This is a genomic window from Brevundimonas lenta (assembly GCF_014196335.1).
In the GTDB taxonomy this organism is placed as follows: Bacteria; Pseudomonadota; Alphaproteobacteria; order Caulobacterales; family Caulobacteraceae; genus Brevundimonas; species Brevundimonas lenta.
Genome location: NZ_JACIDM010000001.1, coordinates 1433455 through 1446534, shown reverse-complemented (window position 1 = coordinate 1446534; position 13080 = coordinate 1433455). Strand labels below are relative to the sequence as shown.

The following is a 13080-nucleotide window of genomic DNA, read 5'->3' as shown; positions in this document are numbered from 1 at the left end:
GCCGCCCCCTTCGAGGGCGAAGCATCTACCCGCTGACGCGGCCGCGCAACGAGTCCTGCACATTGCGGGCGTTGTAAGCGTTCGGGCGGTCCGGCCGATCGCCGCGGCCCATGACCACTTCAAGCGAGGTGGAGGTGGCGGACGGGCCGCTGAAATTCAGGCCGAGGCCGACGCCGACGCCGGAGCTGGACCAGCCGCCGTACCGGCCAGAACCGCTGCTGGAGCCGAAGCCGACGCCGACGCTGGGGCTGACGCCACCGGCGCTGTCGGGGCGGCCGTCGATCCAGCGCTGGGTGACCTCGAACCAGTCATAGCCCTGGGCGGTGGTCAGTTCGGCGGCGCGCAGCAGGGCGCGGTCGCCGACCGGGCCGGGCGAGCCGACGCCGTAATAGGTGACGCGGAAGCGGTTGGACTCGATCTGCTGCTCGGTGAAGCCCTGCCCGCCGGCGCTGGTTTGCGGCCCGTACGGGCCGAGGCTGGCGCAGCCCGCCAGCGTCAGGCCGGCGGCGACGAGGGCGCAAAGGACGGGACGGTTCATGACAGGCCTCCGAAGGGGTTTCCTTCGGAAAGCGTGGCGGGAGCCGCGAGGTTCCTGTGTACGGAGCCCGTCAATCCTCCCCCGCAGGGGGAGGGGGACCGCGAAGCGGTGGAGGGGGCTGGCCGCCGGCACGCGAGCGGATGAAGTGCAGCACGCCATCCAGTTCACCGAGAACATCACGCGCCGGGAGGCGAATGACGTCGATGCCCCTCGCTTTCAGCCAGGCAGTGCGTCGCCGGTCATGCGCCATCTGGTCAGGATGCTCGTGTCCCTGCCCGTCGACCTCAACGGCCAATCGCGCCCGGTCACAGTAGAAATCGAGAATGTAGGGGCCGATCGGGTGCTGCCTGCGGAAGCGTAGGCCGCCGAGTTTTTGACCTCGAAGAGCCGCCCACAACACGACCTCCGGAAGAGACATGCGGCGGCGAAGTTCGCGGGCGCGCTGAACGGTCGGGCGTGGGGCCTCCATTCGCACAACCTATTCGGGAGCGATGTACGTGTCAGCCCCCTCCACCACCCTTCGGGTGGTCCCCCTCCCCCTGTGGGGGAGGATCTTCCTAGAGGCCCGCGGCGGCCTTCAGGGTCTCGAAATCGGCGGGCGGCGGCGCCTCGACAGTGGTGTAGCCGCCTTCCGGGTGGGGGAAGACCAGTTTCGCGGCGTGCAGCATGAGGCGCGGCGCGGGGCGGCCGGCGAAGGTCAAGGCGCCGCCGTAGCGGGCGTCGCCGGCCAGGGGGCGACCGATGGAGGCCATATGGACACGCAGCTGGTGCATGCGGCCGGTCTGGGGCTCCAGCTCGACCAGCGCCCCCTCCTCCGACGCCGACAGGGTGCGGTAGCGGCTGAGCGAGGCCTGGGCGCCCGGCGTGTCGGCGGTGACGGCGCGCATATAGCTTTCGCGGCCGATCTCCTGACGCAGCAGGGGCGTCTCGATCTTGCCGTCGCGCGGCTCGGGCGCGGCGGACAGCAGGGCCAGGTAGGTCTTCTTGAACCGCCGGGCCTGCAGCGCCTTGCCGAGGAAGCCGGCGGCGGGCTTGGTCTTGGCGGCGAGGATGACGCCCGAGGTGTCGCGGTCGAGGCGATGCACCAGTTCGGGCCGTTTGCCGTTCGAGCGCATGAAGGCCCACAGCAGGTCGTCCAGCGTATGGGCCTTGATGCGTCCGCCCTGGCTGGACAGGCCCGGCGGCTTGTTCAGCGCCAGGACATGCGGGTCCTCGAACACCACCCACGAACGGACGGCGGCGATCTCATCTTCGGTGAGGGAAACGGGCGGGAGTACGGTCACGGCGCGTGCTTACGCGAAACCGGGCCCGCCCGTCAGCCCATCAGGCGAGAACGCCCTTCTTGCGCATCGTCCAGGCGTACCAGGCGAGGAAGGCGGCGATCACCACGATGACGTACGGCATGTACTGCATCATCGCCATTTCAGGCGGCAGCGCCGGCATCTTGTTGATGAACTGGCCGTAGATCAGGCTGATCACCGCGCCTGCCAGAGACAGGGCGAAGGCGTGCACGGCGAAGCGATTGCGCAGCAGCAGCAAGAGCGTCCCGGCCACGGCGCCCCAGACTCCGAGGACCCAGGGGCCGTACATCCAGGCGGGCATGGCGTTGAAGTAGTCGATCATGGCCTGGGTCATGCCGCTTTCACGCATGTAGGCCTCGCCTCGCATCGTCGTCTGGATGAAGTCGAAGGCGCCGAAACCATTCCACAGCAGCGACACCACGCCCACCAGCCACAGGTGCCAGGGCGTCGAACGGGTCATTGAAGGCATTGAAGTATCGGTCATAGGTCCCCTCCCAAGGTTATTCCGATGGGCTGAGGATGGGCTGAATTCAGCGTTACGGCAACGTTCACCCTGAGGCGGTCATTCCTCGTCCCGGGCCATCCGGGTGCGCATCGCCGCCCAGCGGTCGAGGCGTTCCTTGACCTTGGCCTCGTGTCCCTCGCCCTTCGGATTGTAGAAGGTGCGGCGCTCCATGCCGTCGGGGAAGAAGTTGGCGCCGGAGAAGCCCTCGGGCGTGTCGGGGTCGTACTGGTAGCCCTTGCCGTAGCCGAGTTGCTTCATGAGCTTGGTCGGGGCGTTGCGGATGTGGGCGGGCGGCATCAGGGAGCCGGTCTCCGCCGCCGCGCGCTTCGCCGCCTTGAAGGCTTCGTAGACGCCGACCGACTTGGGCGCGGTGGCGAGATGGACCACCGCCTGGGCCAGGGCCAGTTCGCCCTCCGGACTGCCGAGGAAGTCGTAGGTGTCCTTGGCGGCGTTGGCGACGAGGATGGAGAGCGGGTCCGCCTCGCCGATGTCCTCGACCGCCATCCGCACGATGCGGCGGGCGAGATACAGCGGATCCTCGCCGCCGTTGAGCATGCGGGCCAGCCAGTAGAGGGCCGCGTCCGGGTCGGAGCCGCGAACCGATTTATGTAACGCTGATATGAGGTTGTAGTGCTCTTCTCGACTTTTGTCATAAGCGGGCGCGCGGCGCTGGAGGGTGCCGGCGAGGCCCTGGACGTCGAGCTGGATCCCGTCCGGCAGGGCGAACAGGGTCTCGGCCATGGTCAGCAGATAGCGGCCGTCGCCGTCGGCCAGCGCGGTCAGGGCCTGACGCGCCTCGGGCGTCAGGGGCAGCGGCCGGCCCTCGTGCGCCTCGGCCCGGGTCAACAGTTGATCAAGCCCGTCGTCGTCCAGTCGCTTGAGCACGAAGACCTGCGAGCGGGATAGAAGCGCGCCGTTCAGCTCGAACGACGGGTTCTCGGTCGTGGCGCCGACGAGGGTGACGACCCCCTCCTCCACGAACGGCAGGAAGCCGTCCTGCTGGGCGCGGTTGAAGCGATGGATCTCGTCGACGAACAGCAGGGTCGACTGGCCGGCGGCGCGGCGCATGCGCGCCTGCTCGAAGGCCTTCTTCAGATCGGCGACGCCGGAGAAGACGGCCGAGATCTGCTGGAACTGGTAGCCGGCGGCCTGGGCCAGCAGGCGGGCGATGGTGGTCTTGCCGGTGCCGGGCGGCCCCCACAGGATCATGGAGCCGAGGCGGCCGGCCTCGATCATGCGGCGGATCGGTCCGCCCTCGCCCAGCAGATGATCCTGGCCCACGACCTCGTCGAGGGCGCGCGGACGCAGGCGGTCGGCCAGCGGGGCGTCAGGGGGATGGATGCCGGAGGCTTCGAACAGGTCGGACATGGACGGTCACAGATAGGCGTTACCGACACGCTTTTCACGCGTTACTGTCGGCGCACCGCACGGAGAACGCGCCATGGCCCAAAACCCTGCCCCTCCCATGCCGGGCGTCACGCCGCATCTGACCATCCCGTCGCGCGGCGGTCAGGCGGCGATCGAGTTCTACACCCGCGCCTTCGGGGCGGAGGAGCAGAGCCGCCACCTGGCCGAGGACGGCGAGCGGCTGATGCACGCGCACCTGCTGATCAACGGCGGCGCCGTGATGCTCAACGACGAATTCCCCGAGTACAACGGCGAGCAGGACATCGCGCCCAAGGGCGTGACCATCCACCTGCTGGTCGATGACGCGGACGAGTGGTGGAACCGCGCCATCCTGGCTGGCGGGGTGCCGGTGTTCCCGCTGGACGACCAGTTCTGGGGCGACCGCTACGGCATGTTGCGCGACCCGTTCGGCCATAGCTGGTCGATCGGCGCGCCGATCAGGAAATGACCTACGTCCCGCCCGATCCGCCGGTCGTGCCCTATCTGGTCGTCGACCGGGGTCACGAGGCGCTGGCCTGGTATCTGAGGGCGTTCGGCGCGACCGAGAAGGTCAGCTACGATATGGACGACGGCCGGCTGGGCCACGCCATGCTGGAGCTGGCCAACGGCGGGATGATCTATCTGGCCGACGAGTTCCCCGAGATGCAGGCCGTGGTGGCGACGGACGCCCCGGGGCGGCTGGGCGGCACGACGGTGACCATCGCCCTGGCCGTCGACGACGTGGACGCCTGGATCGGCCGCGCTGCAAACGAGGGCGCGACCGTGATCCGGCCGCCGGCGGACGAGTTCTACGGCCGCCACGGCAAGCTGCGCGATCCGTACGGCCACGTCTGGTCGATCACCGGGCCGAAGGCGGAGGCAGGCTGAGTCCGCCCCACGGAGGAGCCGGATGTCCGAGTTCGAGTTCTTCTTCACCTTCTACGGCCTGGTGCTGGGGCTGGCCGCCGCCAAGGTGCTGAAGGGCGTGGGCGGTCTGGTGCAGGCGCGACGGCTGAAGCATGTGGGTCTGCAGACCGGCCTGCTGATGCTGTTCCTGATGCTGAGCATCTGCGTCGCCTGGGTCAGCGCCTGGACCAATATGCACGAGGTGGAGATCCGGCTGGGCGTGCTGGCCGCGCCGCTGGGCATCGCGGGCTGCTACTACCTGGCGGCGGTGATCGTCGTCCCGAAGGACATGGATCATTGGGACTCGCTGGACGCCTATTTTGCAGGACGTAAGCGGTTCGTGGCCGTCCTGCTGCTGGCCGCCGAGGTGCTGATCGACGTGACGGCGTGGAACCAGTTCAGGCGCGCGATGACGGACGAGCCGGACCTCTTCTGGCGCTGGCTGCTGCCCTACAACGCCGTGACGATCGGACTGCTGGTCGCCCTGGTGTTCGTGCGCGGGAAGCGGTGGAACATCGCCGTGCTCAGCGCCCTGATGGTGCTGTTCACCCTGCCCTACTGGACCGGCCGCTACGTCGCCGGGCTCTAGCGCACCCGGCCGGTCATCGTTCGGCCGCCGCGGTTGATGGTGACCTCCGAGCCGCGCGGCACGTCGTCGACCTGGCCGACCGAGGTGACCGGACGGCCATTGACCGCGACGATGATGTCCCCCGGACGGAAGCCGTTGGCGCTGGCGTAGCCGCGCTGCATGCGGCCGAGGATGACGCCCCGGGCGAAGGGATCGCCGCCGAGGCTGTCGGCCAGCGCCGGGTTCAGGGTCAGGACCTGGGCGCCCGAAAGCGCGCCGGCGCGGACGACGGAAGCGTTGTCGAGCGCCGCATCGCCCGGCAGCGGCTGGACGCGGGCGTCGAGGGTCTGGTTGCGGCCGTCACGCAGGACGGTCAGTTGCACGGCCTCGTTCGGCTCGTGCGTGCCGACGCGGAAGTTCAGGCCGGCCTGGTCGTTGATCTCGGCGCCGTCGACGGCGGTGATGACGTCGCCCTCCCGCACGCCGGCGCGGGCGCCGGGGCCGTTCGGCCAGACCTGGGTGACGATCAGGCCCTGCGGGCGTTCGAGACCGAGGCTGCGGGCGATCTCGGCGTTGACCGGCTCGCCCTTCACGCCCAGCCACGGACGGACGACGGCGGTGGCGCCGCCGACGGCGGAATCGACCACCCGCTTCACCATCGCCGCGGGCACGGCGAAGCCGACGCCGGACGACGAGCCGGAACGCGAGAAGATGGCCGTGTTGATGCCGATCAGGTCGCCGTCCATGTCGACCAGGGCCCCGCCGGAGTTGCCGGGATTGATGGCCGCGTCGGTCTGGATGAAGGAGCCCGAGTCCGAAATGCCGGTCTCGGTGCGGTTCAGGGCCGAGATGATGCCGTTGGTGACGGTCTGGCCGACGCCGAACGGATTGCCGATGGCCAGCACCAGGTCGCCGACCTGCTGTTCCTCGCGGTCGTCGATGTCGAGCGTGGGCAGGCGTTCGGTGACGCCCTCCAGCTGGAGCACGGCGATGTCGGAGCGTTCGTCGGCGAGGACCACGCGGGCGTCGTATTCGCGCCGGTCGTTCAGGACGACCTTGATCTCCTGCATGCCCTGGATGACGTGGAAATTGGTCACCACCACGCCGTCGGAGCGGACGATGACGCCCGAACCGACAGAGCCGACCTGCTGACGCCGCGGGCCCTGACCGAACATGGACCAGAACGGGTCCTGGACCTGCTGGACGCCACGGGCCGCGATATTGACCACGGCGGGCGCGGCGGCGCGGACCACGGGGGCGAAGCTGGCCTTCATCGCGTTGGCGTCGCCGGGGACGACCCGGTTGTCGGCGAAGACGCCGTCCTGGGCCTTCGAGTTGTTCGGCTGTCCGCAGGCGGCGAGCGTCAGGGCGACGGCGATCGCGATCGAGCTGGTCTTCATGGGGATCCGGTCGAGCAGGGTGTTCACGCCCCCATACGTGCGCGCCATTTCGACAGGATCAAGGCGTCACCGGGCATCCGGAATCGCGTCTTCCTCGCGCTGGGCCTGACGACCGACCCACCAGCCGATGATCGCCGCCAGCAGCAGGACCCCGGCGGCGATGAAGAAGGCGATGCCCGGGTGCGGCAACGGCGCCCCCTCCTCCGCCGAGATCGAATAGATCCAGCCGAAGAACAGGGGCGACAGGACGCCGGCGATCGAGGCGACGCTCATGTTCGCGCCCTGCAGCTGACCCTGCTCGTCCTCGCCGACGCGGCGGGTCATCAGGGCCTGCAGGGTGGGCATGGCGAGGCCCCACAGGGCGTTGGGCAGCATGGCGAGGATGAACACCAGGCCCGTCGGGGCCCAGCCCATCAGGGCGATGCCGATGGAGCCGCCGAAGAGGCCCAGCACCATGGTCGGGCGGTCGCCCAGCCGCTTCGTCACCGGCCCGATGAGCAGACCCTGGACGATCATGTCCAGCACGCCGACCCCGGCCAGCAGCATGCCGACCTCTTTCGGGCCCCAGCCGTAGCGAAGGGCGGCGTAGAGGACGAACACCGCCGAGAAGACGTGGTGGGCGAAGTAGAGGAGGAAGTTCACGACGGCCAGGCCCGACAGCTCGGTGTGCCGCTTGAGCAGGATCAGGGCGCCGACCGGGTTGGCGCGGGCCCAGCTGAACTTCATCCGCTTCTCCGGCGGCAGGCTTTCGGGCAGGACCAGCCAGCCGTAGACGAAGGCGACCGCGGACAGGCCGGCCGCCGCCCAGAACGGCACGCGCGGACCGAACTCGCCGAGGAAGCCGCCCAGCGCCGGGCCCAGCACGAAGCCGAACGAGAAGGCCGCGCCGATCAGGCCATAGGCGCGGGCGCGTTTCTCGGGTGCGGTGATGTCGGCCATATAGGCGTAGACGGTGGTGAAGCTGGACGAGGTGATGCCGGCGATGATCCGCCCCAGCGCCAGCCACCACAGGTCGGGCGCGACCGCCATCAGCACATAGTCGACCGCGAGACCCGCGCAGCTGATCAGGATGACCGGGCGGCGGCCGTACTGGTCCGACAGCGAGCCTATGATGGGCGAGCAGACGAACTGCATCAGCGCCCAAAGGGCGACGAACACGCCGTTGATCCAGCCCGCGCGGGCGTTCGAGCCGACGAACTGCTCGATCAGTTGGGGCAGCACCGGGATGATGATGCCCATGGCCACGATGTCGAGCACCGCCGTCACGAAGATGAAGGCGAGCGCGGCGCGGTGGGTGCGGAGACGGTGAAGGGCAGACATGATCGGGCTCGCAGGGGGACGGGCCTTCTACCCGCTCCCGGCTCGGCGGTCAGCCCGCGCCTACCGCGCGTTGCAAAAGCTTAATGGGGCGACGCCTTGCGCGAACGCGCGGCGCAAGGCCAAGCTCGCGGCATGAACGCTGTGATCGAGACCCGTGGGCTGACCAAGACCTACGGAGACGTGCGCGCCCTGGACGGGCTGGACCTGTCGATCCCGCGAGGCGGGGTCTATGGCGTGCTGGGGCCGAACGGCGCGGGCAAGTCGACCCTGTTCCGCATCCTGCTGGGCCTGATCCGGCCCACCGCCGGATCGGCCGCCATGATGGGCGGGCCGCTCAACGACATCTCCCACATGCGCCGCACCGGCTCGATGATCGAGACGCCGCGCTTCCCGCCCTATCTGACCGCGCGGCAGGTGCTGCGCTGGCTGGCGCTGGAGCATGGCGTCGGCGCGACGGCGGACATTCCCCACTGGCTGGCCCGCGTGGGCCTGACCGAGGCCGCCGACCGCAAGGTGCGCGGCTTCTCCGTCGGCATGATGCAGCGCCTGGGCGTGGCCGCGGCGCTGATGAGCCGGCCCGAACTGGTCATTCTCGATGAACCGACCAGCGGCATGGATCCGCCCGGCATCCAGGAGATGCGGGCCCTGATCCGCTCGCTGGCCACCGAGGACGGCGTGACCGTGGTGCTGGCCAGCCACCAGCTGCTGGAGGTCCAACGCGTGTGCGACCGCGTGGCCATCCTGAACAAGGGCAAGCTGGTGCGCGAAGGCACGGTCAGCGAGCTGACGTCCGTCGGCGAGCGGCTGCGGCTGGCCGTCTCGTCCGCCGACCAGGTGCTGGCCGTTCTGGGCGCCAAGGGCGTGCGCGACGGCGAGGCCGTGCTGGCCGAGGTGAAGCGGGCGGAAGGCCCCGCCCTGATCCGCGCGCTGGTCGAGGCGAACGTCGACATTCACGAGGCGCGCTGGGTCGGGACCGACCTGGAGAGCATCTTCTTCACCGAGACGGGCGCCGTGCAGGCGCCGGAGGCCGACCATGGTGTTTGACGCACTGGGGGCCGAGGCCTTCCGCCTGTCGAAGAACCGTCTGACCGTGTTCTGGAGCGTGTTCTTCATCCCGCTGCTGTTCGCGCTCGGCGGGGTGCTCTACCACCTCATCAACAAGTCGCAGGGCGACAAGCTGGCGGCCGGGGCGGGCCTGCCGACGACGCCGACGGTGACGCCGGTGAACCTGGCCGAGGCCATCACCTTCACGGCCAATCTGGCGGCCCAGGCCAATATCGGCGGGCTGATCCTGGTGTTCATGCTGATCGCGGGCGCGACCGTCTACGCAGGCGACTATCGCTGGGAGACCTGGCGCCTGATCAGCGCCCGCAACGACCGCGCCTCGCTGATCCTGGGCAAGGTCGGGGTGATGAAGATCCTCGCCTTCTCGACCCTGCTGGTCCTGCTGGTCGCCGCCTTCGTCTTCTACGGAACCCAGGCGGTCGTGTTCCAGCGTCCGGTCAGCTTCCACATGAGCGGCGCCGAGGCGCTGGACGCCCTGCTGGTCTGGCTGCTGTCCTATGTCCGGATCGTCCAGTACGGCCTTATCGGCCTGCTGATCGCGGTGATGACCCGATCGATGATGGCGGCCCTGTTCGTGCCGCTGGCGCTGGGCTTCGCGCAGTCGATCCTGGGCATTCCGCCGTTCATGGCCCTGATGAAATTGCATCCGGACGGCTGGGCGGCGCAGCTGCTGCTCCCGGGCATGGCCTATGACACGCTGAAGACCCTGCTGATCCCCGGCATCACCCAGGTCCCGATCACCTCCGCGGCCCTGTGGCCGGCGGTCGTGAGTCTGACCGCCTGGGTCCTTCTGCCCCTCCTCGGCGCCCTGGCCTGGTTCCGGCAGCAGGACCTGTCGAAGGAGTAGCGGCTACAGCCGCTTCTCCATCCAGACGTCGGCCCGGACATAGGGGCTGGGCCGCGGCGGGAGGTCGACGAAGCCGAAGCCGCGGTAGAGGGCGCCTGCGGGCGCGAGGGTGCTGCTGGTCTCCAGATAGAGGCGCGGGGCGCCGGCGGCGCGGGCCTCGGCCTCGCACGCCTCCAGCAGAAGCCGGCCCAGACCCAGGCCGCGCGCGGCGGGCGAGACCGTCATCTTGGCGACCTCGAAGCCGCCGTCGTCCATGGCCATCAGGGCGCAGCAGCCGATGGCCTCCCCTTCTCTTTCGGCGATGAAGATGCGGCCGCCGCCGTCGAGGATGGAGCCCTGCGGGTCGTCCAGCACCTTGCGGTCCTTAGCCTCGACCGCAAACCCGCCTTCGGCCAGCCAGGCCTCGTTCAGGGTGCGCCAGGCGTCGGCGTGGTCGGGTCGGTAGTGGACGATGTCGGCGGCGCCGCTGGTCTGCATGGATGTCTCCCTCCGGCCCAATCTGGGGTCCGGACCGGCAAAGAAAAGGGGCGGCCGGATCGCGCCGGCCGCCCCTCCTTCCGGCTCCCCGGGGGTCAGAACGTCTTGCGCACGGTGACGCCGACCGTCCTGGGCTGGCCGACGGTGAAGCCCAGCCGCGCCCGACCGCCGCGTTCGCGGTCGAACGACAGGAGCGCGTCGTCATCGAAGATGTTGTTGCCGTAGGCGATGATGTCGACGCCGTTGTCCATCTGCAGACCGACGCTGACGTTGACGAGGTCGTAGCGGGGCAGCTCCAGATTGACGACGGTCGGGTCGTTGCCCGACGCGCCGCCGAACGGCAGGCCGGACACGAACGACCGCGGATTGTTCTCTTGGTCGCTGGCCTGGGTGTAGCGGCTGCCGACGTGCTGGAACGAGATCGAAACGTAGCCGTCGGCGTCTTCGCTGACTTCGTACGAATAGGTCGCGTTCAGCGAGATCTGGAATTCGGGCACCGACGGCAGGCGGTTGCCCTTGCGGATGCCGCCGATGACGGCGCCGGTGCCGTCGACGACCGTGGAGTCGAACTCGGCGTTCACCCAGCTGCCGGACACGCCGATCTCGAGGCCCTCCATCACCTCGGCCCACAGTTCACCCTCGACCCCCATGGTGTGGGCCTTGGGCACGTTGAAGACGACGCGGGACGAGCATGAGCCGGCGTCCAGCGTCGTCTGCAGGTCGTTGATGTCGGTGTAGAAGGCGGCGGTGTTGAAGGTGAACCGGCTCGAGCGCGCCTTGAGCCCGATCTCGTAATTCCACAGCGTCTCGTCCTCATAGGACTGGAAGCTGCCGAAGATGGCTTCGTCCTCCGGCGAGCAGAGCGGCAGGTTGAGCGGATCGTTGACCCCGCCCAGCCGGAAGCCCTGGGCGACCTGGGCGTTCACGATGACACTGTCGGAAGCCTCGTAGCTGACCAGCACGCGCGGGGTGAAGCCGCTGGACGAGGTCTCGTCCGACTGGTCGTCGCCATTGGCGAACAGGCCGCCCGAGGTGAACCGACGCTCCTCGGAGAAGTCGTAGAAGCGGCCACCGGCGGTCAGGGTCCAGCGATCGAGGATGACGCTGCCCTCGCCGAAGAAGGCGAACTGTTCGATGTCGTAGGGGAGCCTGGCGTTGTAGGGCGAGTCCGGCCCGAAGCCGTTGGCCACCGCCGCCGAGGTTCCGGCGCCCAGTTCCGCGTCGGTGACGGCGTCGTAGCCCGGCGTGGGCAGGCGCTGGTTATAGAGACGGTCCACCTTCGAATAGAAGGCGCCCAGCAGCCACTGGAACGGGCCGTCGTCGTTGGAGCTGAGGCGCAGTTCCTGGGTGAACTGCTCGAGGTCCGTGGTGTCCACCAGGGTGGACGGCAGCAGGACCGCCGACTCGGGGAAGCCCAGATCCACCGAGACGCTGCCGGTCAACGTGCTGGCGTCGCGGTCCAGCCGGATGTTCCGGTCGATGTAGGTGGTGACCGAAGTCAGTTCGACGACGCCCAGGCCGAACGTGGCCGTGATGTCGGCCAGCATGGTGTCGTCGGCGAAGCTTTCGTCGAGCAGCAGATACTGCTCCCGCTCGCGCAGGGTGATGGGCGGGCGGGTGGTGGTGTTGGGATTGGCGAACAGGTTGAACGCCTCCTGACGGTTGAAGCCGTCAGCGCGGATCTCCTGATAGACGATCCGCGGCGTGATGCTGATGTTCGGGTTCGGCTGGAACAGAACGGCGAAGCGGCCGCCGGCGCGGGAACCGCCGTTGACGTTCCGATCGCGTCCGCCGCCCTCGCGCAGCGCGTCGATGAAGCCGCCGTACTCGGTGTAGTAGCCGACCGCGCGGACCGCCACGGTCTCGCCCACCGGCATGTTGATCGCGCCCTTCAGGTAGCCGCCCATGTCCTGAAGATCGACGGCGTTGAGGTTGCCCTCGATGACGCCCTCGTTGACGCCCAGCTGCGGCTGGTTGGTGATGTAGCGAATGGTGCCGCCGACCGAACCGGATCCGAACAGCGTGCCCTGCGGCCCGCGCAGGGTCTCGACGCGGTTCAGGTCGAACAGGTCGATGTCCGGCGTGAACAGCGACAGCGAGATGACAGACTCGTCGAGGTAGACCCCGACCTGTTCCTTCACGCCCGGCTGGTCGCGGACGACCTGGCCCGCCGAGACGCCGCGGACGGCGACCTGGCTCTGTCCCGGCCCGAGGTTCTGGATGGTGAGGCCGGCCACGTTGCGTGACAGGTCCTCGAGGGTCACAGCGCCCGATCGCTGGATGTCCTCCTGGGTCTGCGCATTGATGGAGAACGGCACCTCGAAGATGGTCGAGTCCCGTTTGGTGCCTGTGACGATGATCTCGTCGAGTTGGCTGGCTTGCTCCTGCGCGACCGCCAGGGTCGGGGCGCCCACAACGACCGCCAGGGCGGTTGCGGACAGCAGGAGCGTCTTCGTCAGGGTGCAGGAATAGCCGTAACGCATAGGGGTCCCCTCGCTGAATTCAGCCCCCCCGCGAATAATAGGGAACAGAATCCGTTGATCGGGAAGACGCGAAGCGGTCGATAGAACACTGTTACGGAAGCCCGTTTCCTAAATGTCACGCTTGGCGGACGCCCGGGGAATGGCGGTTTCGCCCTGCCGCGAGGCCACAGCCGATGCGCGATCCGGCCGGAAAACGGCTGTGGACGACTCAGTCCGGACAAAGAGAAAGGGCGGCCGGATTGCTCCGACCGCCCTTTCAGGGTGCCCCAACGAGCGAAGCCGAC

General features: G+C 68.7%; 14 protein-coding genes. 5 read left to right on the top strand and 9 right to left on the bottom strand.

Features of this window, described 5'->3' with window-relative positions; all coding sequences use genetic code 11:
• Window positions 1-25: 25 nt before the first annotated feature.
• From GGR12_RS07260 to GGR12_RS07240, 5 genes are all read right to left on the bottom strand, one after another.
• Window positions 26-538, bottom strand: coding sequence for a CC0125/CC1285 family lipoprotein (locus GGR12_RS07260; RefSeq protein WP_183203656.1), 513 nt, complete (start codon window positions 536-538; stop codon window positions 26-28).
• 70 nt (window positions 539-608) lie between these two features.
• Window positions 609-956: an endonuclease domain-containing protein gene (locus GGR12_RS07255; RefSeq protein ID WP_246328818.1), complete on the bottom strand. Its 348-nt coding sequence runs from the start codon at window positions 954-956 to the stop codon at window positions 609-611.
• A 139-nt stretch (window positions 957-1095) separates the two neighbouring features.
• Window positions 1096-1821 (bottom strand): pseudouridine synthase, encoded by a 726-nt coding sequence (locus tag GGR12_RS07250; protein WP_183203654.1) that lies wholly within the window; start codon window positions 1819-1821, stop codon window positions 1096-1098.
• A gap of 40 nt (window positions 1822-1861) precedes the next feature.
• Window positions 1862-2323 (bottom strand): hypothetical protein, encoded by a 462-nt coding sequence (locus GGR12_RS07245; RefSeq protein ID WP_183203653.1) that lies wholly within the window; start codon window positions 2321-2323, stop codon window positions 1862-1864.
• Between the two features lie 78 nt (window positions 2324-2401).
• Window positions 2402-3712, bottom strand: a complete 1311-nt coding sequence (locus GGR12_RS07240) for a replication-associated recombination protein A (protein WP_183203652.1) — start codon at window positions 3710-3712, stop codon at window positions 2402-2404.
• Window positions 3713-3785: 73 nt separating this feature from the next.
• Between GGR12_RS07240 and GGR12_RS07235 the strand changes: the two genes are divergently transcribed.
• From GGR12_RS07235 to GGR12_RS07225, 3 genes are read left to right on the top strand one after another with little or no spacing between them, the layout of a single operon-like run.
• Entirely contained in the window at window positions 3786-4199 is a 414-nt protein-coding gene (locus GGR12_RS07235) for a VOC family protein (protein WP_183203651.1), read from the top strand.
• Window positions 4196-4618 carry a VOC family protein gene (locus GGR12_RS07230; protein ID WP_183203650.1) on the top strand — a complete coding sequence of 141 codons (423 nt, stop codon included), beginning with the start codon at window positions 4196-4198 and terminating at the stop codon, window positions 4616-4618. The genes GGR12_RS07235 and GGR12_RS07230 overlap by 4 nt, the downstream gene beginning before the upstream one ends.
• A 22-nt stretch (window positions 4619-4640) precedes the next feature.
• Window positions 4641-5225, top strand: a complete 585-nt coding sequence (locus GGR12_RS07225) for a hypothetical protein (RefSeq protein WP_183203649.1) — start codon at window positions 4641-4643, stop codon at window positions 5223-5225.
• Here GGR12_RS07225 and GGR12_RS07220 read toward each other — a convergent pair.
• Entirely contained in the window at window positions 5222-6604 is a 1383-nt protein-coding gene (locus tag GGR12_RS07220) for a trypsin-like peptidase domain-containing protein (RefSeq protein WP_183203811.1), read from the bottom strand. The genes GGR12_RS07225 and GGR12_RS07220 overlap by 4 nt on opposite strands.
• 66 nt (window positions 6605-6670) lie before the next feature.
• Entirely contained in the window at window positions 6671-7924 is a 1254-nt protein-coding gene (locus tag GGR12_RS07215) for a TCR/Tet family MFS transporter (RefSeq protein WP_183203648.1), read from the bottom strand.
• A gap of 132 nt (window positions 7925-8056) precedes the next feature.
• On the opposite strand from GGR12_RS07215, the gene GGR12_RS07210 reads away from it, so the two are divergent.
• Window positions 8057-8968 (top strand): ABC transporter ATP-binding protein, encoded by a 912-nt coding sequence (locus GGR12_RS07210; protein ID WP_183203647.1) that lies wholly within the window; start codon window positions 8057-8059, stop codon window positions 8966-8968.
• Complete coding sequence (locus GGR12_RS07205; protein ID WP_183203646.1) at window positions 8958-9836, top strand: hypothetical protein; 879 nt, start codon at window positions 8958-8960, stop codon at window positions 9834-9836. Before GGR12_RS07210 ends, GGR12_RS07205 begins: the two co-directional genes overlap by 11 nt.
• 3 nt (window positions 9837-9839) lie before the next feature.
• On the opposite strand, the gene GGR12_RS07200 is transcribed toward GGR12_RS07205, so the two are convergent.
• Complete coding sequence (locus tag GGR12_RS07200) at window positions 9840-10313, bottom strand: GNAT family N-acetyltransferase (RefSeq protein ID WP_183203645.1); 474 nt, start codon at window positions 10311-10313, stop codon at window positions 9840-9842.
• A 95-nt stretch (window positions 10314-10408) separates the two neighbouring features.
• A complete protein-coding gene (locus GGR12_RS07195; protein WP_183203644.1) occupies window positions 10409-12796 on the bottom strand; it encodes a TonB-dependent receptor in 2388 nt (795 codons plus the stop codon).
• Window positions 12797-13080 lie beyond the last annotated feature (284 nt).

Coding starts and splice junctions, on each gene's coding strand:
- GGR12_RS07215 (WP_183203648.1), bottom strand. CDS start 7,924: ATGTCTGCCCTTCACCGTCTCCGCACCCACCGCGCCGCGCTCGCCTTC.
- GGR12_RS07255 (WP_246328818.1), bottom strand. CDS start 956: ATGTCTCTTCCGGAGGTCGTGTTGTGGGCGGCTCTTCGAGGTCAAAAA.
- GGR12_RS07220 (WP_183203811.1), bottom strand. CDS start 6,604: ATGAAGACCAGCTCGATCGCGATCGCCGTCGCCCTGACGCTCGCCGCC.
- GGR12_RS07225 (WP_183203649.1), top strand. CDS start 4,641: ATGTCCGAGTTCGAGTTCTTCTTCACCTTCTACGGCCTGGTGCTGGGG.
- GGR12_RS07230 (WP_183203650.1), top strand. CDS start 4,196: ATGACCTACGTCCCGCCCGATCCGCCGGTCGTGCCCTATCTGGTCGTC.
- GGR12_RS07205 (WP_183203646.1), top strand. CDS start 8,958: ATGGTGTTTGACGCACTGGGGGCCGAGGCCTTCCGCCTGTCGAAGAAC.
- GGR12_RS07210 (WP_183203647.1), top strand. CDS start 8,057: ATGAACGCTGTGATCGAGACCCGTGGGCTGACCAAGACCTACGGAGAC.
- GGR12_RS07200 (WP_183203645.1), bottom strand. CDS start 10,313: ATGCAGACCAGCGGCGCCGCCGACATCGTCCACTACCGACCCGACCAC.
- GGR12_RS07195 (WP_183203644.1), bottom strand. CDS start 12,796: ATGCGTTACGGCTATTCCTGCACCCTGACGAAGACGCTCCTGCTGTCC.
- GGR12_RS07245 (WP_183203653.1), bottom strand. CDS start 2,323: ATGACCGATACTTCAATGCCTTCAATGACCCGTTCGACGCCCTGGCAC.
- GGR12_RS07235 (WP_183203651.1), top strand. CDS start 3,786: ATGGCCCAAAACCCTGCCCCTCCCATGCCGGGCGTCACGCCGCATCTG.
- GGR12_RS07240 (WP_183203652.1), bottom strand. CDS start 3,712: ATGTCCGACCTGTTCGAAGCCTCCGGCATCCATCCCCCTGACGCCCCG.
- GGR12_RS07260 (WP_183203656.1), bottom strand. CDS start 538: ATGAACCGTCCCGTCCTTTGCGCCCTCGTCGCCGCCGGCCTGACGCTG.